This is a genomic window from Pseudomonas fluorescens, assembly GCF_003732425.1.
GTDB lineage: Bacteria > Pseudomonadota > Gammaproteobacteria > Pseudomonadales > Pseudomonadaceae > Aquipseudomonas > Aquipseudomonas fluorescens_BE.
In genome coordinates this window covers 614,463-635,800 of record NZ_MOBX01000015.1, presented here as the reverse complement: position 1 = coordinate 635,800, position 21,338 = coordinate 614,463, and the positions used below count along the sequence as shown (strand labels likewise).

The following is a 21,338-nucleotide window of genomic DNA, read 5'->3' as shown; positions in this document are numbered from 1 at the left end:
TGATTCTCCTAATCAGGTCTGTTGCGGTGAGCGCAAGGCCGATCACGGGCGGCCAGAAATGCACCGGCGAGTTTTTACTCTTTGCGGCGCAGGGTTCGGATCATAGCACCGGGGTTGCGGCTTAACCACGCAACAACTGTGTGGGATAGAGGTTCCAGAGCTGTTTGGAATAAATCACTGCGCCAATATCAGCTGACCGGCGACCGTGAACATCATCAACGCCACCACCAGATCGAGAATCCGCCAGGTACTCGGCCGTGCCAGCCACGGCGCCAGCCATGCGGCACCCAGTGCCAGGGTGAAAAACCACAGCAACGAAGCACTCGCTGCGCCCACTACATAAGCGCCGGGCACCGATTGTTGCGCGCCGAGAGAACCAATCAGCAACACCGTATCCAGATAAACGTGCGGATTGAGCAGCGTCACCGCCAAAGCGCTGAGCATCACCGCGCGCAGGGAGCGCACGGTCTGGTTCTCGCCTTGCCCCATGCTCTGCTTCGAACAGGCCCGGCGGAGCGCCTGGCTGCCGTACCAGATCAGGAACGTCGCGCCGCCCCAGCGGGCAATCGCCAGCAGCGTCGGGTTCTGCGCCAGAATCGTCGCCAGGCCGAATACCCCGGCGGCAACCAGCAGCGCATCGCAGACCACGCACAGCGCCGCCACCGGCAAATGGTGCTCACGCCGTAAGCTCTGCGCCAATACAAATGCGTTCTGCGTACCGATCGCCATGATCAGCCCGAACGCCACCAGCAAGCCGTTCACATAGCTTTGCCACATAAGATTTACTCCGCGTTGGCTGCGAGATCGCGCAGCACTTGCATGGCGCGTTCGGCGTCGGCCTGACCAACGAACAAATGGTCGTGGTAATAACCGGCGATCACGTTGCAACTGATCCCGGCCTTACCCAGTGCCGTGGCGAATGCGGCGGTGAGGCCCACTGCTTCGAGTGCCGAATGCACATTCAGGGTTATCCACGCCGCGACGTAATCGAAGCTGAAACCGGCCTGTTCGGCGTGGGAACGTTCGACAATCACGGTCAGGCCTTCCTGTTCGCGGAAGCTGCCGACAACCTCCAGACCACTCGGCAACACACCGTCGGGCAGGGTGCAAAACACGTATTCGCCGGCGTTGAGTTGCGGGCTCATGCTGCGCAACAAGGTTGTGAGAGACGTTTCGCCAGCCATTGAAGTGTTCCTTGAAAGAGAGTGCTTGCTGGCTATTCTCCGGGTGAAACCTGTATAAGAAAAACCAATAGTGCTGATCGCTCATTAGGAAAACTGATGTTCGACTACAAATTACTTTCCGCGCTGGCCGCCGTGGTTGAGCAGGCTGGATTCGAGCGGGCCGCGCAGGTGCTCGGGTTGTCGCAATCGGCGATCTCGCAGCGGATCAAACTGCTGGAAGCGCGGGTCGGCCAACCGGTGCTGGTGCGCGGTACGCCGCCATCGCCGACCGAGATTGGCCGGCGCCTGCTCAACCATGTGCAGCAGGTGCGTTTGCTTGAGCGTGACCTGCAAACCCTGGTGCCGGCGCTGGACGAAGAGGGCCTGCCGGAACGTCTGCGTATCGCCCTGAATGCCGACAGCCTCGCCACCTGGTGGGCAGACGCGGTGGGTGATTTCTGTGCTGAGCAACATTTGTTGCTCGACCTAGTTGTCGAAGACCAGACAGTTGGCCTCAAACGCATGCGCGCCGGGGAAGTGGCCGCGTGTCTTTGCGCCAGCGAACGCCCGGTGGCCGGCGCGCGCAGTGTGTTGCTCGGGGCGATGCGCTATCGCGCGCTGGCCAGCCCGGCCTTCATCGAGCGGCATTTCCCCGACGGCGTGCGCGCCGAACAATTGCCGCGCACGCCTGCGCTGGTGTTCGGGCCGGACGACTTTCTCCAGCATCGCTACCTCGCCTCGTTGGGTGTTGATGGCGGTTTCGAGCACCATTTGTGCCCGTCCTCGGAAGGCTTTATCCGCCTGACCGAAGCCGGACTCGGCTGGGGCCTGGTGCCGGAACTGCAGGTGCGCGATCAATTGCAACGGGGAGTGTTGCGCGAACTGTTGCCAGATAAACCGATCGACGTGCCGTTGTACTGGCATCATTGGCGCAATGGCGGTCAGCTGCTGGGCTTGCTGACCGAGCAACTGGTGCGCTCATCGGCGCAATGGCTGGTGCCGTTGGACTGACGGCCAGCGTCAAGACACACGAATCAGGCAAAACGAAAGACATCGGAGCTTTACATGAAAATTCTGGTCACCGGCGCAAGCGGCTTCATTGGCGGACGCTTTGCGCGTTTCGCCCTGGAGCAGGGCCTGGACGTGCGGGTCAACGGTCGCCGGGCCGAGAGCGTCGAACATCTGGTGCGCCGTGGTGCCGAGTTTGTCCCCGGCGATCTGACCGATCCCGATCTGGTCCGCGAGCTGTGTTCCGATGTTGAAGCCGTGGTGCATTGCGCGGGCGCCGTCGGACTGTGGGGCCGCTATCAGGACTTTCATCAGGGCAACGTGCAGGTCACCGAAAACGTCGTCGAAGCCTGCCTCAAGCAGCGCGTCCGGCGTCTGGTGCATCTTTCCTCGCCATCGATCTATTTCGATGGTCGCGATCATTTCAATCTGACCGAAGAGCAAGTCCCCAAACGCTTCAAGCATCCCTACGCCGCAACCAAGTACCTGGCCGAGCAAAAGGTCTTCGGTGCGCAAGAGTTCGGCCTCGAAACCATCGCCCTGCGCCCGCGCTTCGTCACCGGCGCCGGCGACATGAGCATCTTCCCGCGCCTGCTTAATATGCAGCGCAAGGGCCGCCTGGCGATCATTGGCAACGGCCTGAACAAAGTCGATTTCACCAGCGTGCAGAACCTCAACGAAGCGATGCTCAGCAGTTTGCTCGCCGCCGGTTCCGCGCTGGGCAAGGCTTACAACATCAGCAACGGCGCGCCGGTACCGCTGTGGGATGTGGTCAATTACGTAATGCGCAAGATGGAGGTGCCGCAAGTCACCAAATATCGCTCGTATGGTCTGGCCTACAGCGTCGCGGCGCTCAACGAGGGCGCTTGCAAGCTCTGGCCCGGACGCCCGGAGCCAACCCTGTCACGGCTGGGCATGCAGGTGATGAAAAAAAATTTCACCCTCGACATCAGCCGTGCCCGGCATTATCTGGACTACGATCCGAAAGTCAGCCTGTGGTCGGCGCTGGATGAGTTCTGCGGCTGGTGGAAAGCTCAGGACATTCGTTGAAACGATTCGGCCAGGCGGCAATGAACCGCACCGCAGGTTGGGGGTCAATCCCTGCGGCTGCGGCGGTTATACTTCGCAGCATTTAGCCATCACCGCGTTTCACAAAGGTTGCCTCAATGTCCATGCGTAATGATGCCCACGACGATTTCGATGATGTCCCGAGCCTGCGTGCCGACACCTTCGACGACGATGACATTCCGACCACCGCCCGCACCTCCGTGCATTCGCGCACGCCGCCCGTGGTCAAGGTCAAGGCGGCCAGCACCGGCCCGTTGTGGGCTTTGGTCGGCGCATTGTTTTTCGCCTTCATCGGCCTCGCCTGGTGGAGCTTTCAGCAGATCTCGCTGATGGAACAGCAACTGGTCGCAACCCAGGAAAGCTTCGCGCGCATCAGTGAAGAGGCGGCGGGGCGCTTGCAGGACATTTCCGGCAAGGTCGTGGCCAGCCAGTCCAATGTCACCAGCGACAGCGAAGCCCTGAAGCTGCAAATCAAACAGCTCGAAGGCAAGCTGCTCGATCAGAGCAAGCAACAGCAAGGCGTGGCCGGGCAGGCCAGTGATCTGGACAAACGTCTGGCGCAGATGACCGCACAGACCACCGAACAACAGAACGCCAACACCCAGCTGCAAGCACAGGTCAAAGCATTGAGCGCGGAACTGGCGACAGTGAAAAGCACGCCGGCCGACACCAGCAAGGTCGATGCCCAGTTGAAGGCTTTTGACGCGCAGTTCAAAAGCCTCGGCGCCGATATTGCGGCGTTGAAGAAACAGGGCAATCCGAGCGCGGCGATCGATCGCCTTGAACAGGAAATCGTTGTACTCAAAAGCGAGCAGGACAACCGCCCGGCAGCCCCGCAGGGTGGCGGCAATACCGCTGAGTTCGACGCTTTCCGCGGGCAGATGACCCGGAACATCAACACCCTTCAGGCGCAGATTCAGAACCTGCAGCAGCAGATCAACGCCCGCCCATAGTCAAAACCAGGGTTCTTTGTGTCGACAGAGAACCCTGTGGCGAGGGGATTTATCCCCGATGGAGTGCGAAGCGCTCCCCTGCATTCCTCCAATGATATCGAGTGCTCAGGTTTTGGGGCTGCTGCGCAACCCATCGGGGATAAATCCCCTCACCACAGGAGTCTCCTTTGTCACAGAGGGGACTCTGTAATCCCCTGCATCATTCTGAATACTCGTACATCACCCCAAGCCGTCTACGCTCTTGAAACACCAACAAGAACGAGGGATGCGCTATGGGGTTTTTGCATAAAGTGGCCTGGCTCAGCGTGATGTTACTGGCCGGTTTCGGCCAGGCCAGCGCCGCCACGACCGCCAAGGATGACAGTCAGGCCGCCATTGCTTTGCTGGAAAAAGCCTTGGCTTATTACTACGACAACGGCGACAAAGCGTTCGCCGCGTTCAGCCGCCAGGGCGAGTTCGTCGACAAGGATCGCTACGTGTTCGTCGTCGACACCAAAGGCGTGATGCTTGCCAGCGGCGGACCTTCATCGGCGTTGATCGGTCGTGACGTCAGTGAAGTCCTTGGCCCGGATCTGCAGAAAGCCTTCAAACAAGCGTTGATGGTGCCGGAGGGCAACGGTATCCAGCAGGCCGAATACCGTTGGCAGAACTGGTCGGATGGCAAGGTCGAGCGCAAGCACGTGTACTACCAGCGCATCGGCCAGCGGATTCTGGCGGTGGGGTACTACTTGCCAAGAGCCTCGGCCGAGCAGGCCAAGGCGCTGCTCGAGAAAGCGGCGGCTGATTTGGGTAAAGACGAGAAGGGCACACTGACCGCGATCAACTCGCTCAAGGGCGGCTACTTGCAGGATGACCTGTATGTGTTCGTGGTCGATCTGAACACCCAGCGTTACGTTGCCCACGGCACCAATCTGCGCTTGATCAACACCGACTTTGGCAAGATCAAGGATCCGGATGGCAAACCGGTGGGCGAGCCGATTCTGGCGCTGATGGCCAAGCAGGATGACGGCGAGTATGAGTACCGCTGGAAAAATCCGGTGACCGGCAAGGTCGAGGACAAGCATGCTTACCTGAAGAAGGCCGGGCACTTCCTCGTCGCGGTGGGTTACTACAGCCCTTGAAGATCAAAAGGTCGCAGCCTTCGGCAGCTCCTGCAGGGTTATGCATCCCCCTGTAGGAGCTGCCGAAGGCTGCGATCTTTTGCGGTTATTTGGCGCCGTGCTCACGCCCGCGCAGCAGGTTGTTCGGCATTGCAATCGCCGCCGCCAACCCGAGCAACGACACCGCCGCACTCACCCACAACAAATGCCGGAACGTCACCAGCAACTCCGCACGCAAGGCGTTCTGTGCATCACCTGGCGCGGCGTTCAGACCATCGAGCAGGACGTTGCCCGAATGCCCCTCGCTCATCAGCGAACTGCTCGCCAGATGGGCGAAACTGGAGTCCTGCAGCAACGCCAGCAACAGCGCTGACATCAACGCCACACCCACTGCGCCGCCGAGGGAACGAAACAGGTTGGTGGTGCTGGTGGCCACGCCGATGTCGCGTTGCTCTACCGAGTTTTGCGTGCCGACCAGCGAAGTCGGGAACTGCATGCCGCTGGAAATACCGCAGAGCAACATGAACAGACCACTGACCAGCGTCGCCTCGGGCGGACTGAACGCCATGCCGACTATCGCGACGGGCATCAGCATCGCCCCGGTCAGAATCTGCGGTTTGTAGCGCCCGGTGATCGACGTACGCCGGCCCGCGAAAAACGCACCAATCGGCAGCCCCATCGCCAGCGGCAGCAAGTGCAAGGCTGCACTGTCAGCCCCGGCACCGGTGACGCTCTGAAAGCGCAGCGGCATCAGCACGATCAACGAAATCGCCTGGAAACTGGTGAAGAAAATCGTGCACCAGCACAACAGCGCGTTGCGATTGGCGAACAGGTGCATCGGCAGCAACGGCTCCCGCGCGCGGCGTTCGTGCCAGACAAACAGCGCCAACACCACCACCGCACACGCGAACAGACCGAGCACTTCACTGCTGCGCCACGCATGACCCTGACCCACCTGAGTAATGCCCAGCAGCAGAGCAGTCAGGCCGATGATCATCAGCAGGGTGCCGAGGTAGTCGATGATCGGTTTGCGCTGCGGAATCGGCAGGCCACGCAGATTGCGCCGCGCCACCCACCAGGCGCCGAGGCCCAGCGGCAGGTTGATCAGAAATACCCAGCGCCATGACAGGTACTCGGTCATGTAACCGCCGAGTACCGGGCCGGCGACACTGGCCACTGCGTACATGCTGCTGAAGTAACCCTGATAACGCCCGCGTTCACGCGGCGGCACGATGTCGCCGATGATCGCCTGACTCACCGAGATCATCCCGCCGGCGCCAATGCCCTGAAGGATTCGCGCCAGCACCAGTTGCTCCATGCTTTGCGCCATGCCGCAAAACAGTGAGGCGAGGGTGAACAGGCCCATGCCGAACAGCATCAGTTTGCGCCGCCCGTACAAGTCACCGAGCTTGCCGTAGATCGGCACCGCGACGGTCATCGCCACCATGTACCCGGAAATCACCCAGGCCAGCAGGCTGACGTCCTTGAACTGAGCCGAGATGGCCGGCATCGACACGGCGACGATGGTCTGGTCGAGCGCGCCGAGAAAGATCGCCATCATCAGCGCGACCAGCACGCTGCGAATGGCCGGTTTGGGCGTTTCGGGGTGATTGAGATTGGTCACGGGCAAAACCTGCGGGCTGTGAGAGTCCCGCAGATCGTCAGGCGAGCGGGGATGCTCGCCAGTGTAAGTCGATAGGAAGCTATTCGATAGCCTCGTACGGAAGTCCGACGTAATTTTCTGCAATGGTTTTTCGCCCTGCCTCTGAACTGACAAAGTAGTCCAGTTCCGAGGCGCTGATGCGCTGGCTGAAGTCATCGTGATCGTCGAAACGATGCAGCATCGAAGTCATCCACCAGGAAAAACGTTCGGCTTTCCACACTCGACGCAGGCAGATTTCCGAGTACTTCTCCAGCAGATCGGTGCGCCCGTCGCGGTAAACCTTCAGCAGAATATTGAACAGCGTACTGACGTCGCTGGCGGCCAGATTCAAACCCTTGGCACCAGTGGGCGGGACGATATGCGCAGCGTCGCCGACCAGAAACATTCGCCCGTACTGCATCGGCTCGACGACGAAACTGCGCAGCGGCGCGATGCTTTTTTCGATCGACGGGCCGGTAACCAGCTTCTCGGCAAGCGCCACCGGCAGACGATTTTTCAACTCGTCCCAGAAGCGCTGATCGCTCCAGTCGTCGACGTTTTCATCCGCCGGCACTTGCAGGTAATAGCGGGTGCGGGTCGCCGAACGCATGCTGCACAAGGCGAAGCCGCGTTCATGACGGGCGTAGACCAACTCGTCATGCACCGGCGGCGTGTCGGCGAGAATGCCCAGCCAGCCAAACGGATAAACCCGCTCGAAGACCTTCAGGCAATCGGTCGGAATCGACTGCCGAGCGACGCCGTGGAAACCGTCGCAACCGGCGATGTAATCGCAATCGACGCGCCAGGTTTCACCATCCTTTTCGAAAGTGACAAACGCTTCGTCGCTTTTCATGTCGTGAGGAACGACGTGACCCGCCTGATAAATCGTCGGCGCGCCAGCCTCCCGACGAGCGGCCATCAGGTCACGGGTAACTTCGGTCTGGCCGTAGATCATCACGTTCTTGCCGCCGGTCAGCGCGTGCAGATCGATGTGCACCTGACGCCCGTCCAGGGCCAGATCGAAACCGCCATGCACCAGCCCTTCGGCGTCCATGCGCTGACTCACGCCAGCCTGACGCAACAGCTCTACCATGCCTTGTTCAAGCACCCCGGCGCGGATCCGCCCGAGGACATAATCGGGCGTCTGGCGTTCGAGGATGAGGGTGTCGATGCCAGCGTTGTGCAGCAACTGACCGAGGAGCAATCCGGATGGACCGGCGCCGATAATGGCGACTTGGGTTTTCAGCGTTTTCATTGTTTTTATGACTCGCAAGCTTCACGCGGCCAAGACCGGTGAATGATTTTTATGGATCGAGTGCTTGCATTTTTCCCTTGCGGGTCTGTCAATTGAAGGTGAAAACTGAGCCGATACCTGTACATTCTGCCAATCGGTGCGATTATCGCCCACAACCCCGAGGCCTGGATTGAAGTGATGAACAAGCCTGAGCTGCCTTCGATTCCAGTGTTCAAGCTCTACGGTGAAAGCCTGGACTGGCCGACCCCCGACTTGCTGCACTGTGAAACCATTTCCTCCCGCAGTCGCGAACATCAGTGGGAAATCAAACCCCACCGCCATGCTGATTTGTGCCAGTTGCTCTTCGTCTTCAAAGGTCAGGCAGAGCTTGAGATCGAAGGTCAGCGCACGCAACTCGAAACCCCGACGATTCAAGTGCTGCCACCGCTATCGGTGCATGGCTTTCGTTTTTCCGAAGACGTCGAAGGGTTCATCGTTACCCTTGCCACACCGCTGATCCATCACTTGCAGGCACAGCTGGGTGATTCTGTGCACGCGCTGGCCAGCGCAGAAAACTACCCGGCCGGCCAGGACGGCGATTACCTCAACAGCCTGTTTTCGGCGTTGCAGGCCGAGTACAACGGCCACCAACCGGCGCGGGAAATGCTCATGCATTCGCTGGTCAGCGTGATCATGGTCTGGGTCAGCCGTCAGGCGATCGTGCGGCACAAAGCCAGTCAGCGGCCGCAGCGTCAGCGCGAATACCTCAATGGCTTTATTCAGTTGGTCGAGGAGACTTATCGCCAGCACGTTAAGGTCGAAGACCTGGCGCATCGACTGGGGATTTCGGTATCGCACCTCAACGGCACGTGCCGTGAACTGGCGGGGCAACCGGCGTTGCAGATCATGCACGAGCGTCAGTTGCTGGAAGCCAAGCGCTTGCTGACCTACACCAGCATGACGATTTACGAGATGTCGGAGTTGTTGGGGTTTTCCGATCCGACCAACTTCACGCGCCTGTTCCGACGCCGGGTGGGGATTTCACCAAAGGCGTTCCGCGACCGTCTGAAGGCCGAACAATAACCCTCTAAGCGCTGCGGCCTACTGTGGGAGCGAGCCTGCTCGCGAATGCGGTGTATCAGTCACTATTGATGGTGATTGGTACACCGCATTCGCGAGCAGGCTCGCTCCCACAGGATCCATTCCAGCCAGATAAATCAGCGCAACGCATTCAGCGTGGCATTGTGCGGAATGCAGCGCTCGAAATTGCAGCTCGCATACTCGCGCGGCAGCTGTCGCAGCTGTTCGACCCGCCAGGCCGCGGTGCCGTACAGCGCCAGCGTGGCGGCGCAGGTGATGAAAATCGCGAAGTACCTTCTTGTTTTGATGTTCATGGCGTAGACCTCTGAACGACATACCCTGCGGTATTACTTTCAGCATAGGTCAGCGGCGGGGAGTTGCCAGCGAGGGCGTTTGAGGATTTACCACGGCATTCAGCACGCTGATGAACCTTTTGTGGGAGCGAGCAGGCTCGCTCCCACTTTGGATCTGGTTTACAGATCAACGTCCCATTGCGGACTTTCAGGAAAGCGCTCTACCAGAAAATCCAGCATGCTGCGCAGCGCCGCCGGCATGTGTTTGCGCGAGGCGTACACGGCATAGATGCTCATCTGTCGCGGCTCGGCATGGGGTAACAGTCGAACCAGCTCACCGCTGTGAATATGCACCCCGGCCTGATAGGTCGGCAGCATCGCCACCCCGGCGCCGGCCAGGGTTGCACGCAGTAACGTGCTGGCCTCGTTGGCGCTGATGTTGCCCTGCACCGGTACTGAAACCGGTTCGCCATCCTCCTCGAAATGCCACAGGCTTTTGCCGAAGTACGAGTGCGTCAGGCAATTGTGTCGGCTCAGTTCCTCGACCCGTAACGGCGCCGGGTGTTCTCGCAGATAAGCCGGCGCGGCGCAGACCACCGAACGACAAACGGTCAAGCGTCGGGCAATCAGGTTGGGGTCGAGATCGTTACTGGTGCGAATCGCCAGATCGATGCGCTCATCCACCAGATTCACCGTGCGATCGAGCATTTGCAGATCGATGCTCACGCCCGGATAGCGTTTGACGTAGGCGGCCATCGCATCCGCCAGTTGGGCCTGGCCGAACGAAGTGCTGACGCTGATCCGCAACAACCCGCGCGGGGCATCGTGGGGTTCGCTGACGGCGGCCTGCATGTCCGTCGAGAGTTCGATCATCTGCCGACAGCGCGGCAGGATTTCGCTGCCCGCGGCGGTCAGGCTTAGCTTGCGCGTGGTGCGGTGCATCAGGCGTGCGCCGACCCAGTCCTCCAGCTCCGCCAGATAACGTGAAACCACCGGCCGCGACAGGTCCAGATGATCGGCCGCTGCCGACTGGCTGCCCAGATCCACCACGGTGACAAACACCCGCATTGCTTGGAGACGATCCATGATTTGCCCGTTTTCAGAAACAAACTATGTCTAAGCATCGCATTTTTTGTGCTGAGTCAGGCAACTAAGCTCTGTTCCATCGCCAAACACGGCATTCGGACACCGGAGCAACAGATGATCGGCTTCAGCACACTCAAACGCGTTCTACTCGCCACCGCTTCCCTGGGGTTCGCCGCGCACGCAGCGGCTGCCAACCTGACCCTTGATGTCTACAACCCAGGTACACATGCGATTTTCCCGGTGACCTCGGTACTGGTCAGCGGCGAGAAAGAGGCGATCCTGGTCGATGCGCAATTCGGCAAATCCCAGGCTGAACAAGTCGTGGAAAAGATTCGCGCCAGTGGCAAGCACCTGACCACCATCTACATCAGCCATGGCGACCCGGATTACTACTTCGGCCTCGATACCCTGACCCAGGCATTCCCGGAGGCCAAGGTACTGGCCACGCAACCGACGGTTGATCACATCAATAAAACCGTCGCCGGCAAAATGGCCTTCTGGGGCCCGAAAATGGGCGCCGACGTTCCAGCGAAAACCATCGTGCCGGGTGTGCTCAAGGGCGATAGCCTGATGCTCGAAGGGCATAAATTGCAGGTCGTCGGCCTCGACGGCAAACAGCCGGATCGCAGCTTCGTTTGGATTCCGTCGCTCAAAGCCGTGGTCGGTGGTGTGGTTGTCGCCGAGAACATCCACGTATGGATGGCTGATACCCAGACCGCGCAATCCCACGCCGACTGGCTGGAAACGTTGCACTCGATCGAAACCCTCAAACCGAACACCGTGGTGCCGGGTCACTACCTGGGCGACAGCCGCCGTTCGTTGGCCAGCGTGAAATTCACCGCCGACTACATTAAGGCTTTCGACGCGGAAACCGCCAAGGCCAAAGATTCCACCGCACTGATCAATGCAATGAAAAAACGCTACCCGATACTCGGCGAAGAAAGCTCGCTGGAGCTGAGCGCGAAAGTCGCCAAGGGCGAAATGCAGTGGTAAGCCGCTTTAGCTAAGTACCGAGGAGTGCTTTTGTGGCGAGGGAGCTTGCTCCCGCTGGAGGGCGAAGCACTCCCCGCATGGTGGCCGGCCCACCTTGGTTGCAGGGTTTGCGACTGCTGCGCAGCCGAGCGGGAGCGAGCGCCCTCGCCACAGGGAATACCGTCTCAAGATCAGATTTATGCCTTCGTTGAAACTCTCAAGCCAATTGGAGAATGTCATGAGCAAGATCGCAATCATTGGGGCCACCGGTCGTGCCGGTAGCCAACTGCTGGAAGAAGCCCTGCGTCGTGGCCATAGCGTCACGGCTATCGCCCGCGATACCTCGAAGATCGGCGCCCGTGCCGGTGTGGTCAGCAAGAATGTCGATGTATTGGAATCGGCCGCGCTGCAAAACGCAGTAGCCGGTCACGATGTGGTGATCACCGCCGCGCATTTTGCCACCGTGCCTGCGGCGGCAATTGTCGGGCCGGTTAAGCAGGCCGGCGTAAAGCGTTTGTTGGTGGTGGGCGGTGCCGCTTCGCTGTTGCTGCCGGACGACACGCGGGTGATCGACAGTGCGGGGTTCCCGGCCGAGTACAAAGCTGAAGCCAATGCTGGTGCGGCGTTTCTTGAGGCGTTGCGTCAGGAGAACGATCTGGACTGGACCTTCCTGTCGCCTTCGGCAGAGTTTGTTGAAGGTGAGCGCACGGGTAGTTTCCGTGTCGGCAAGGATCATTTGCTGGTGAGCGCCGAGGGACGTAGCTGGATCACCTTTGCCGATTACGCAATTGCGCTGATCGACGAGGTGGAAACGCCGAAGCATTCGCGTCAGCGGTTTACTGTCGGGTATTGAGTGAATCCTTGCCCCTCACCCCAGCCCTCTCCCTAGGGAGAGGGAGCCGACCGAGTTGTCTGGCGTTGTACATCGACCTGAGTGATCGAGTCGATTATGGATTCGGTAACGCATTTTCAGGTCGGTGTATTTCTTCAGCAACCCACAATCAGTCCCCTCTCCCTCTGGAGAGGGTTAGGGTTAGGGTTAGGGTGAGGGTGAGGGAAAAAGCCTCACCGCAAATGCGCCTGCTCCACCAGCCATATCATCAGTTCTTCTAGCTGCGGCGAAGGCTCGGTTCCCGCAGGCACCACCACGTAATACGCCAGCCCCGTCTTCACCTTCAACTCAAACGGCATCACCAGCCGTCCCGCATGCAAGTCGTCGCCGATCAACGACCAATCACCAATCGCCACCCCCGTGCCGTGAGACGCCATCGACATCGCCTGATCCAGCGTTTCGAAATGCTGGCCCATATTCACATTGCTCAATTGCAGCTCGGCCGCTGTCAGCCACACGCTCCAGTCGTGGATATCGCGGGTCGGATGCAACAACAGATGCTGTTGCAGATCAGCCGGCTCGGACAGTGCCGGTGGGCCTTTCAACAGTGCGGGTGAGCAAACCGGGGTCAGTTGTTCATCGAACAGATGCAGCGCGGTCGAGGAGTTGTCCGGCGGCGTTCCGTAGATCACCGCCGCATCGAATTGCTCACGCTGAAAGTCGACGCCATGGGCGAGGGTGGTGGTCAGTTTGACCGGCACATCCGGACGTTCCTTTTGCCATTGCAGCAGGCGTGGCACTAGCCAGCGCATCACACAACTGGGGGCCTTGAGTTGCAGGGTTTCGCGCTTGAGGCCGATCTGCTCGGTGGCCTCGGTGATCAGGCCAAAGACCTTCTCCACCCGTGGCAACCACTCACGCCCTTCGGCCGTCAGCTCCAGACCGCGTGCCAGACGAATGAACAGTTCATACCCCAGATGATCTTCCAGCCCGGCGATCTGCCGGCTCACCGCGCCCTGGGTGATGTGCAACTGCTCGGCGGCCCGGGTGAAGTTGCAGCACTGCGCAGTAATCAGAAACGTATGCAGGGCGGGCAGGGGAGGCAGTCGTTTCATGTGGATCCAAGGTATGACGTGAGGACATGGCTAGTATGACTTTTAATCGATTGTTGCCGCTACCTGTCGACCGTTCAATGAACCCATGAAGGGCCCTCTGTAGGAGTGAGCCTGCTCGCGATAGCGGTGAGTCAGTCACCGCAGTGTTGAATGTGAAGACGCTATCGCGAGCAGGCTCACTCCTACAGAAAGGCCCTGTGTTTTCAGCGAACAAGAAGGGCAATCGATATGGCGACGTGTGGTGAAGTACTGGTCAAGTTACTCGAAGGTTATGGCGTCGAGCAGGTGTTCGGCATTCCCGGGGTGCACACCGTGGAGCTGTATCGCGGGCTGGCCCGTTCGAGCATCAACCACGTCACCCCACGGCATGAGCAGGGCGCCGGTTTCATGGCCGACGGTTATGCGCGCACCAGCGGCAAACCGGGTGTGTGCTTCATCATTACCGGCCCGGGCATGACCAACATCACCACCGCGATGGGCCAGGCCTATGCCGATTCGATCCCGATGCTGGTGATCTCCAGCGTGCAGAGCCGCAACCAGTTGGGTGGCGGGCGCGGCAAGCTGCACGAGTTGCCGAACCAGAGCGCACTGGTTGCAGGCGTCGCGGCGTTCTCCCACACCCTGATGTCGGCGTCGGAATTGCCCGGCGTGCTCGCTCGCGCATTCGCCTTGTTCCAGGCCGGGCGTCCGCGCCCGGTGCACATCGAAATTCCGCTGGACGTGTTGGTGGAAGAGGCCGATGAGCTGCTCGCCAGCGTTCCGGTCAACATCAACCGCGCCGGTGCCGCGCCCGCTGCCGTGAGCCGCATGAGCGAGTTGCTGGCCGGCGCTCAGCGTCCCTTGATTCTCGCCGGTGGCGGTGCCATCGATGCTGCTGCCGAACTCACCGAACTGGCCGAACTGCTCGACGCACCTGTAGCGCTGACCATCAACGCCAAAGGCCTGTTGCCGTCGACGCATCCGCTGCTGATCGGCTCGACGCAAAGCCTGGTCGCCACCCGCGCACTGGTCGCCGATGCCGATGTGATACTGGCGATCGGCACCGAACTGGCCGAAACCGATTACGACGTAACCTTCGCTGGTGGTTTCGAGATTCCCGGCAAACTGCTGCGCATCGACATCGACGCCGATCAGACCGTGCGCAACTATCCGCCACACATCGCCCTGGTTGCCGATTCGCGCAACGCCGCTCAAGCGCTGCTCAGTGCCTTGTCGCACACAGCGCTGGCCGAGCGCCGTAACGATTGGGGCCAGGTGCGCGCCGCGCGTCTGCGTAATGATCTGGCCGCGACCTGGGATGCACCGACCCTGGCGCAAACCCGTTTCCTCGAAACCGTACTGCACGAGTTGCCGAACGCAGTGTTCGTCGGCGACTCCACGCAACCGGTCTACACCGGCAACCTCACCTTTAACCCGGAGCGCCCGCGTCGCTGGTTCAACTCGTCGACCGGTTACGGCACGCTCGGCTATGCGTTGCCGGCAGCGATTGGCGCGTGGCTCGGTGGACAGCCCGATAAGGGCGCCCGTCCGCCAGTGGTGTGCCTGATCGGCGACGGCGGTCTGCAATTCACCCTGCCGGAACTGGCCAGCGCCGTCGAAGCGCGCACCCCGGTGATCGTCCTGCTGTGGAATAACCAGGGCTACGAAGAGATCAAGAAATACATGGTCAACCGCGCCATTGAGCCAGTCGGCGTCGACATCTACACCCCGGATTTCATCGGTGTGGCCAAGGCCCTCGGCTGCGCGGCTGAAGCGATCAGCTCAGTGGACCAACTGCGCAGTGCGCTGCGTGCCGCCACCGATCGTCAAGGCCCGACCGTGATCGAAATCGACCAGAGCCAGTGGATGCAGGCGGTGGCCCAATGATCAGTTTTCCAACCACACTCGACGGCCTCTACATCAACGGCCAATGGTCGGCTGGTCGTGAACATCTGCGCGTGATCAACCCGGCCACCGAGGCGTTGCTGACCACGGTCAATGGCGGTGACGAGCACGCGGTTGATCAAGCCGTCGCCGCTGCAACTGCAGCGTTCAAGGACTGGTCGAAAACCACTGGCGCCGAGCGCGGCGCGATGCTGCGCAACATCGCCAATGGCGTGCGCAACGGTCGCGATCATTTGATGAAGTTGCAGTCGAGCAACAACGGCAAACCGCAGTTCGAAGCGGCCATCGACGTCGACGATGTGATCGCCACATTCGAGTACTACGCCGAACTCGCCGAAGGTCTCGACGCCAGACAAGACAGCAATGTGCCGCTGCCCAGCGATGATTTCAGCGCACGTCTGCGCCGCGAACCATGCGGTGTGGTCGGGCTGATCGTGCCGTGGAATTTCCCCATGGTCACCACCGCGTGGAAACTCGCGCCGGCGCTGGCCGCCGGATGTTGCGTGGTGCTCAAACCGTCGGAAGTCACGCCGCTGCCAGAGCTGGAACTGGCGGCGATCATCGCCGAAGCCGGCCTGCCCAAAGGCGTGTTCAACGTCGTTTGCGGCACCGGTCTGGCGGTGGGGGCGCCGCTGTCGGCGGATCCGCGCATCGCCAAGATTTCTTTCACTGGCAGCAACGCAGTCGGTGTCCAGGTGATGCAGCGTGCCGCCGAAACGGTGAAGGGCGTGAGCCTGGAATTGGGCGGCAAATCTTCGCTGCTGGTGCTCGAAGATGCCGATCTGCAACTGGCGGTCGAGCTGGCCTGCGGCGGCGGCTTCTTCAACGCCGGGCAGATGTGCTCGGCCACCAGTCGCGTGTTGGTCGCCGAGGAACTGGCGGAGGAATTCATCGCGCGTTTGCAAAAGCGTGCGCAGGCGATTCGCGTGGCGGATCCGTTCGACCCGGACGTCGAGATGGGCGCACTGGTCAATCAGGCGCAATACCAGCGTGTGCTTGGTCACATCGACCGGGGGCTGAGCGCTGGCGCGAAGCTGGTGTGCGGCGGCAATCGTCCGGCAGATCTGCCGCGCGGTTATTTTTTGCAGCCGACCGTGTTCACCGACGTGCCCCTCGACAGTGCGCTGTGGTGCGAAGAGATTTTCGGCCCGGTGCTGTGCGTGCGCAGTTTCAGCAGCGAAGCCGAGGCAATTGCCCTGGCCAACGACAGCCAATTCGGCCTGGTCGCCAGTGTGGTGACGCGTAACGCCGAGACCGCCGAGCGTGTCGCCAACGCCCTGCAGGCGGGGCTGGTGTGGCTCAACGCGCCGCAAGTGATCTTCCCGCAGACGGCGTGGGGCGGTTACAAGCAGAGCAGCATCGGCCGCGAGTTGGGGCCGTGGGGCCTGGCCGCGTTTCAGGAAATCAAACACGTGATCCGGGCGCTCTGAACGCCCGAAAAAGGTGAGCGCATGCCTCGCAACGAGGCATGCGTCGGCGTCATGGCTTCAATGAGTTTTTATCGATAGTCAGGTGTTTTGCACGACCTCAGGATGAACCCGTCGGCAGCGCTGCAGGCCTTTGAAAACAAGGCCTTCAGCGGATCCGGCCGCGCGGATGCAACGGTTGCGACCAACCTCATACTTAAAAGAACAAAGGGAGTCCGTCATGGGCGAGCACGATCTGAACAGGCGTCAATTCATTAAAACCGTCGGCGTCGCCTCGGTGGCGGCGGCCGCCCTGAGCATGCCCTTCATTCGGGCCAGCGCCAGCGACACCCGTTTCGCCGGCAAGACCCTGCGCTTGCTGACCTGGTCGGATGACACTGGCCTCGCCGCACTGCGCAACATCGCCGCCACGTTCGAAGCCAAGACCGGCGCCAAGGTCATCGCCGACCGCACCGGCAGCACCTCGGAAATGGTCGCCAAACTCAAGGCCGGCGGTGATCGTCCGCAGTACGACATCATCACGTTGGCAGGTGTCGGTGCCGAAGGTCTGGCCGCTGCCGGATTGCTGGAAAAACCCGACCTCAACCGTATTCCCAACCTGGTCGACGTCCCGGAAAAATACCGTACCGGCGCCAATGGTCACGGCATCGGTTACCTGTTGTGGTGCAACAGTCTGGTCTACAGCACCCGCACCCAGAAAGAAGCGCCGAGCAGTTACGCCGCGTTGTGGGATGCCGATCTGGCTCCGAACATTTTCCTGCCGCCGCCGAACTGGACCGAGGCGATGGACCTGATCATCATCGCCGCGAAACTCGCCGGCGGTGACGAACACAACATCGAACCGGGCTTCAAGAAGCTCGCCGAACTCAAGGATCGTGTGGTGACGTTGGGCGAAAACCCGAACCAGATTGCCGAACTGTTCCGCACCGGTTCGCTGGACATGGGCGGCTTGTACGCCCCGGCATTTTTCCCCAAACAGATTCGCGATCCGAACTACGGCCTCGGCGCTACGTTCGGCATGAAGGAAGGGTTCTACACCGACCTGATGCTCTCGGTGATGCCGAAGAACCGTCCGGGCGACACCGATCTGGCTTACGCGTTTATCGACCACTCCCTCGACCCGCTGGTGCAGGGCAAGATGGCCGAAGACATCTTCAACGGCCCGGTCAACGCCAAGGCGATCATCTCCGCCGAAGCGCGCAAGAGCCCGTTCATCCTCACGCCGGAGCAAATTGCCGAGAAGGCGATCATGCACGACAACGCCTTCCTGGCCACCGTGCATGACCAATGGATTCGTCGCTATACGGAAATTTTTTCTTCCTGATTTCCGAGACCTGAAGATCTTTTGTGGCGAGGGAGCTTGCTCCCGCTCGGCTGCGAAGCTGCCGCAATCTGAACGGCAACCTCGCGAGTGCATTCACTCATTGATGGGGCCGCTTCGCGCCCCAGCGGGAGCAAGCTCCCTCGCCACAGGTTTTTGCCCGGATTTGCATCCTGTTGTTTTCCATTGACGAGATCATTGCTATGGAACATCAATCCCTGACCCAACCGGTCGGCGCCGCGGCCATGCGCCCGGTGCGCGGTGTTTCGCCGACCGCGCGGGCGTGGTTTTTCCTCACGCCGTCGATGCTGTTTCTCGGCGTGCTGATCGCCGCCAGCCTGCTGGTGCTGCGCATGAGCGTCGGCACCAAAGGCGCCGAGTGGAGCGGTTTCAGCCTGGCCAGTTACGCCCAGTTGCTCGAACCCTATTACCTGAAATCCTTGCTGCTGACTTTGCGTCTGGCGCTTATCAGCGCGGTGATTGCCGTGGTGCTGGCGATCCCGGTGGCGTACACCATGTCGCGGCTGACCTCGCCGTTTCTGCGGCGGATATTCCTCGCAGCGGTGCTGCTGCCGTTGCTGGTCAACCTGCTGCTGCAAAGCTACGGCTGGCTGGTGATTCTCGGCCCCGGCGGCATGCTCAATCAGGCGCTGATGGGACTCGGCCTGATCAAGCGCCCGATCATGTTGCTGTACAACCAGAACGGCGTGTTGATGGGCCTGGTGCAAACCGCGTTTCCGCTCGCCGTGCTGCCGATTGCCAGTGCTATGCGCGGTGTGGCGCGTACTTATGAAGAGGCCGCTGCGACCCTCGGCGCCAGCCGTTTTCAGGTGTTCCGCCAAGTGGTGCTACCGATGAGCCTGCCGGGGATCATCACCGGCGCGACGCTGGTGTTCGCCTACAACGCCAGCAGCTTCGTGGTGCCGTTGCTGCTCGGTGGCCGTCGCGTGCCGATGCTCGCGGTGATGGTGCATGACCAGATCGCGCCGCTGATGAACTGGCCCGCCGCGTCGGCAGCCGGTGTCGTGCTGATTATCACCACGCTGGCGATCATGACCCTGTCCGAATACATCACTGGCCGCCGTCGGCGTCTGCTGGAGGCTTCGCAATGAGTGCTCTGACCAAGAAGCGCATGGCGCTGCTGCCTGGCGAAACCGGCAAGTTCGCCGGCATCCTCTCCGGCTTCATTCTGCTGCTGGCGGTGTTGCCGATCCTGACCATGATCGTCATGTCGTTCAGCGGTGCGTCAAACCTCGACTTCCCGCCGAGCAGCTATAGCCTGCAATGGTACAAAGCGGCCTGGCACACCTTCGTGTCGCCGGATGCCAGCGACGTGCTCAGCCTCGGTCAGGCGATGGCCACCAGCCTGTTGGTGTCGTGCCTGACCATGGTTTTTGCCACGCTGATCGCGGTGCCTGCCGCCTATGCGCTGACCCGTTGCGAGTTCCGTGGCAAAGCCGTGGCGCTGCAACTGATGTCGCTGCCGCTGGTGTTCCCGATGGTGGTGCTGGGCCTGGCCTTGCTGTTGGTGTTCGACAGCCTGCCGTTCCACCTGACCACTTCGCGGCTGGTGATTGCCCACGTGATTCTGGCGCTGCCGTTTGTGGTGAAGAACTGCACCGCAGCGATGCTTTCCATCGGCAGCGAAGTCGAGGAAGCGGCGCGGATGCTCGGTGCTTCGCCATTGCGTGCAATTGTCGATGTGGTGGTGCCGTTGATGAAATCGGGGATTCTCGCGGGGATGCTGCTGGCGTTCATCGTCTCGTTCAACGAATTCACCGTGACCTATTTCCTCTACACCATCGACGTCATGACCGTGCCGATCTGGATGTACAGCCGCACCGTGTCATCGCTCGACCCTACCGTGTTCTCGTTTGCCGTGCTGATCGTGCTGATCGACTTCGTCCTGATCTGGGCGCTGGAGAAGCTGGTCGGCGAGGGCGGCGTTTCCTTTTGATTTGAGGTGCAACATGACTGGTCTGATTCTGGAAAACGTCGAGAAATTCTACGGCTCGGCGTGCGCGGTACAAGACGTCAACCTGCATTTGCCGGAAGGCAAACTGGTGTGTTTCCTCGGCCCGTCCGGCTGCGGTAAAACCACCTTGTTGCGGATGATCGCCGGGCTGGAAACCCTCACTGGCGGCGAGATTCGCCTGGACGGTGAGGACATCGGCCAGACCCCGGCGCACCTGCGTAATTTCGGCATGGTCTTTCAGTCGCTGGCGCTGTTCCCGCACATGACCGTCGGCGAGAACATCGCCTACCCACTGAAACTGCGCGGCGTCAGCAAGGCTGATCAGCACAAGCGCGTGGTCGAGTTGCTGGAGTTGATTCAGCTGCAAGCGATGATCGATCGTCCGGTGGCGAAGCTCTCCGGTGGTCAGCGCCAACGCGTGGCGATCGCCCGGGCGATTGCTTCGCACCCGAAAATCCTCCTGCTCGACGAACCGCTGTCGGCACTCGATGCGAAGTTGCGCGAATCGATGCAGGTGGAAATCCGTCAATTGCAACAGCGCTTGAACATCACCACGATCATGGTCACCCACGATCAGCGCGAAGCGATGACCATGGCCGATATCGTCGTGGTGCTGGGCGAGCACAAGGTGCAGCAGGTCGGTACGCCGATTGAAATCTATCGGCACCCGGCCAACGAGTTTGTCGCTGACTTCATTGGTTCGGGCAACATCTTCCCGGCCACGGCACTGGGCGACGGCAAGGTCAGCCTGCCGGGTGGCGACGCGCTGCAAGTGCCGATCTGCAGCAGCATCGTCGTCGGGCAGAAAGTGAAAATGCTGATTCGTCCGGAAGACCTGCAACTGTCGGCAGCGCAGGCCACGGCGGGTAATCGTTTGCTCGGCAAAGTGACGTTCGTGCGCGATATCGGCGCGACCATCGAGACGACGGTGGAGTGTTCCGGCGTGACGTTTACGGCGTTGAGTACGCCGTGTCAGGGGATCGGATTGGGGATCGGCCATCCGGTGTCGGTCACGTTGCCGGCGGAGGCGTGTCGGGTGTTGGGGGGCTGATCCGGATTTTTCGCTGATCATTCTGGCCTCTTCGCGAGCAGGCTCGCTCCCACAGGGGATCTGTGTCGATCACAGATCCAATGTGGGAGCGAGCCTGCTCGCGAAAGCGTCAGTCGATACAAAGCAAAGTCTGG

Annotated in this window: 20 protein-coding genes; 13 read left to right on the top strand and 7 right to left on the bottom strand. The window is 60.7% G+C overall.

Annotated elements, in window-relative coordinates:
- Window positions 1–174: 174 nt before the first annotated feature.
- Together BK670_RS24865 and BK670_RS24860 are read right to left on the bottom strand one after the other, a co-directional pair.
- A complete protein-coding gene (locus BK670_RS24865; protein WP_123453739.1) occupies window positions 175–777 on the bottom strand; it encodes a LysE/ArgO family amino acid transporter in 603 nt (200 codons plus the stop codon).
- Between the two features lie 5 nt (window positions 778–782).
- Complete coding sequence (locus tag BK670_RS24860; RefSeq protein ID WP_123453737.1) at window positions 783–1,184, bottom strand: ACT domain-containing protein; 402 nt, start codon at window positions 1,182–1,184, stop codon at window positions 783–785.
- Between the two features lie 96 nt (window positions 1,185–1,280).
- Between BK670_RS24860 and BK670_RS24855 the strand changes: the two genes are divergently transcribed.
- From BK670_RS24855 to BK670_RS24840, 4 genes are all read left to right on the top strand, one after another.
- Window positions 1,281–2,174 carry a LysR family transcriptional regulator ArgP gene (locus BK670_RS24855; RefSeq protein ID WP_123453735.1) on the top strand — a complete coding sequence of 298 codons (894 nt, stop codon included), beginning with the start codon at window positions 1,281–1,283 and terminating at the stop codon, window positions 2,172–2,174.
- A 54-nt stretch (window positions 2,175–2,228) separates the two neighbouring features.
- Window positions 2,229–3,221 carry an NAD-dependent epimerase/dehydratase family protein gene (locus BK670_RS24850; protein ID WP_123453733.1) on the top strand — a complete coding sequence of 331 codons (993 nt, stop codon included), beginning with the start codon at window positions 2,229–2,231 and terminating at the stop codon, window positions 3,219–3,221.
- Between the two features lie 116 nt (window positions 3,222–3,337).
- The gene (locus tag BK670_RS24845; protein ID WP_123453731.1) at window positions 3,338–4,192 is read left to right on the top strand and encodes an ATPase; all 855 of its coding nucleotides are present in this window, start codon (window positions 3,338–3,340) and stop codon (window positions 4,190–4,192) included.
- Between the two features lie 272 nt (window positions 4,193–4,464).
- Window positions 4,465–5,313, top strand: a complete 849-nt coding sequence (locus tag BK670_RS24840) for a cache domain-containing protein (protein WP_123453729.1) — start codon at window positions 4,465–4,467, stop codon at window positions 5,311–5,313.
- 85 nt (window positions 5,314–5,398) lie between these two features.
- Here the strand turns inward: BK670_RS24840 and BK670_RS24835 are convergent, their stop codons facing one another.
- Entirely contained in the window at window positions 5,399–6,916 is a 1,518-nt protein-coding gene (locus tag BK670_RS24835; protein WP_123453727.1) for an MDR family MFS transporter, read from the bottom strand.
- A 79-nt stretch (window positions 6,917–6,995) separates the two neighbouring features.
- Window positions 6,996–8,189 carry a 4-hydroxybenzoate 3-monooxygenase gene (gene pobA / locus BK670_RS24830; RefSeq protein WP_123453725.1) on the bottom strand — a complete coding sequence of 398 codons (1,194 nt, stop codon included), beginning with the start codon at window positions 8,187–8,189 and terminating at the stop codon, window positions 6,996–6,998.
- 177 nt (window positions 8,190–8,366) lie between these two features.
- On the opposite strand from pobA, the gene BK670_RS24825 reads away from it, so the two are divergent.
- On the top strand, window positions 8,367–9,251 hold the full coding sequence (locus BK670_RS24825; protein ID WP_123453723.1) for a helix-turn-helix domain-containing protein: 885 nt from the start codon (window positions 8,367–8,369) through the stop codon (window positions 9,249–9,251).
- Window positions 9,252–9,385: 134 nt separating this feature from the next.
- On the opposite strand, the gene BK670_RS29705 is transcribed toward BK670_RS24825, so the two are convergent.
- Both BK670_RS29705 and BK670_RS24820 read right to left on the bottom strand, forming a co-directional pair.
- Entirely contained in the window at window positions 9,386–9,562 is a 177-nt protein-coding gene (locus BK670_RS29705) for a hypothetical protein (protein WP_008085463.1), read from the bottom strand.
- Between the two features lie 159 nt (window positions 9,563–9,721).
- Window positions 9,722–10,627 carry a LysR family transcriptional regulator gene (locus BK670_RS24820; RefSeq protein WP_221178380.1) on the bottom strand — a complete coding sequence of 302 codons (906 nt, stop codon included), beginning with the start codon at window positions 10,625–10,627 and terminating at the stop codon, window positions 9,722–9,724.
- 114 nt (window positions 10,628–10,741) lie between these two features.
- Between BK670_RS24820 and BK670_RS24815 the strand changes: the two genes are divergently transcribed.
- Together BK670_RS24815 and BK670_RS24810 are read left to right on the top strand one after the other, a co-directional pair.
- Complete coding sequence (locus tag BK670_RS24815) at window positions 10,742–11,620, top strand: MBL fold metallo-hydrolase (RefSeq protein ID WP_123453719.1); 879 nt, start codon at window positions 10,742–10,744, stop codon at window positions 11,618–11,620.
- 217 nt (window positions 11,621–11,837) lie between these two features.
- On the top strand, window positions 11,838–12,452 hold the full coding sequence (locus BK670_RS24810) for an NAD(P)-dependent oxidoreductase (RefSeq protein WP_123453716.1): 615 nt from the start codon (window positions 11,838–11,840) through the stop codon (window positions 12,450–12,452).
- A gap of 212 nt (window positions 12,453–12,664) precedes the next feature.
- Here BK670_RS24810 and BK670_RS24805 read toward each other — a convergent pair whose 3' ends face one another.
- Window positions 12,665–13,546 (bottom strand): LysR substrate-binding domain-containing protein, encoded by an 882-nt coding sequence (locus tag BK670_RS24805; RefSeq protein ID WP_123453713.1) that lies wholly within the window; start codon window positions 13,544–13,546, stop codon window positions 12,665–12,667.
- Window positions 13,547–13,774: 228 nt separating this feature from the next.
- On the opposite strand from BK670_RS24805, the gene BK670_RS24800 reads away from it, so the two are divergent.
- From BK670_RS24800 to BK670_RS24770, 6 genes are all read left to right on the top strand, one after another.
- Window positions 13,775–15,412, top strand: coding sequence for a 5-guanidino-2-oxopentanoate decarboxylase (locus tag BK670_RS24800; protein ID WP_123453711.1), 1,638 nt, complete (start codon window positions 13,775–13,777; stop codon window positions 15,410–15,412).
- Window positions 15,409–16,860 (top strand): aldehyde dehydrogenase family protein, encoded by a 1,452-nt coding sequence (locus BK670_RS24795; RefSeq protein ID WP_123453709.1) that lies wholly within the window; start codon window positions 15,409–15,411, stop codon window positions 16,858–16,860. The genes BK670_RS24800 and BK670_RS24795 overlap by 4 nt, the downstream gene beginning before the upstream one ends.
- 217 nt (window positions 16,861–17,077) lie before the next feature.
- Complete coding sequence (locus BK670_RS24790; RefSeq protein ID WP_093430534.1) at window positions 17,078–18,181, top strand: ABC transporter substrate-binding protein; 1,104 nt, start codon at window positions 17,078–17,080, stop codon at window positions 18,179–18,181.
- 200 nt (window positions 18,182–18,381) lie between these two features.
- Complete coding sequence (locus BK670_RS24780) at window positions 18,382–19,290, top strand: ABC transporter permease (protein WP_123453705.1); 909 nt, start codon at window positions 18,382–18,384, stop codon at window positions 19,288–19,290.
- The gene (locus BK670_RS24775; protein ID WP_093430532.1) at window positions 19,287–20,135 is read left to right on the top strand and encodes an ABC transporter permease; all 849 of its coding nucleotides are present in this window, start codon (window positions 19,287–19,289) and stop codon (window positions 20,133–20,135) included. Before BK670_RS24780 ends, BK670_RS24775 begins: the two co-directional genes overlap by 4 nt.
- Before the next feature lie 13 nt (window positions 20,136–20,148).
- The gene (locus BK670_RS24770; RefSeq protein ID WP_123453703.1) at window positions 20,149–21,204 is read left to right on the top strand and encodes an ABC transporter ATP-binding protein; all 1,056 of its coding nucleotides are present in this window, start codon (window positions 20,149–20,151) and stop codon (window positions 21,202–21,204) included.
- The last annotated feature ends 134 nt before the right edge of the window (window positions 21,205–21,338 follow it).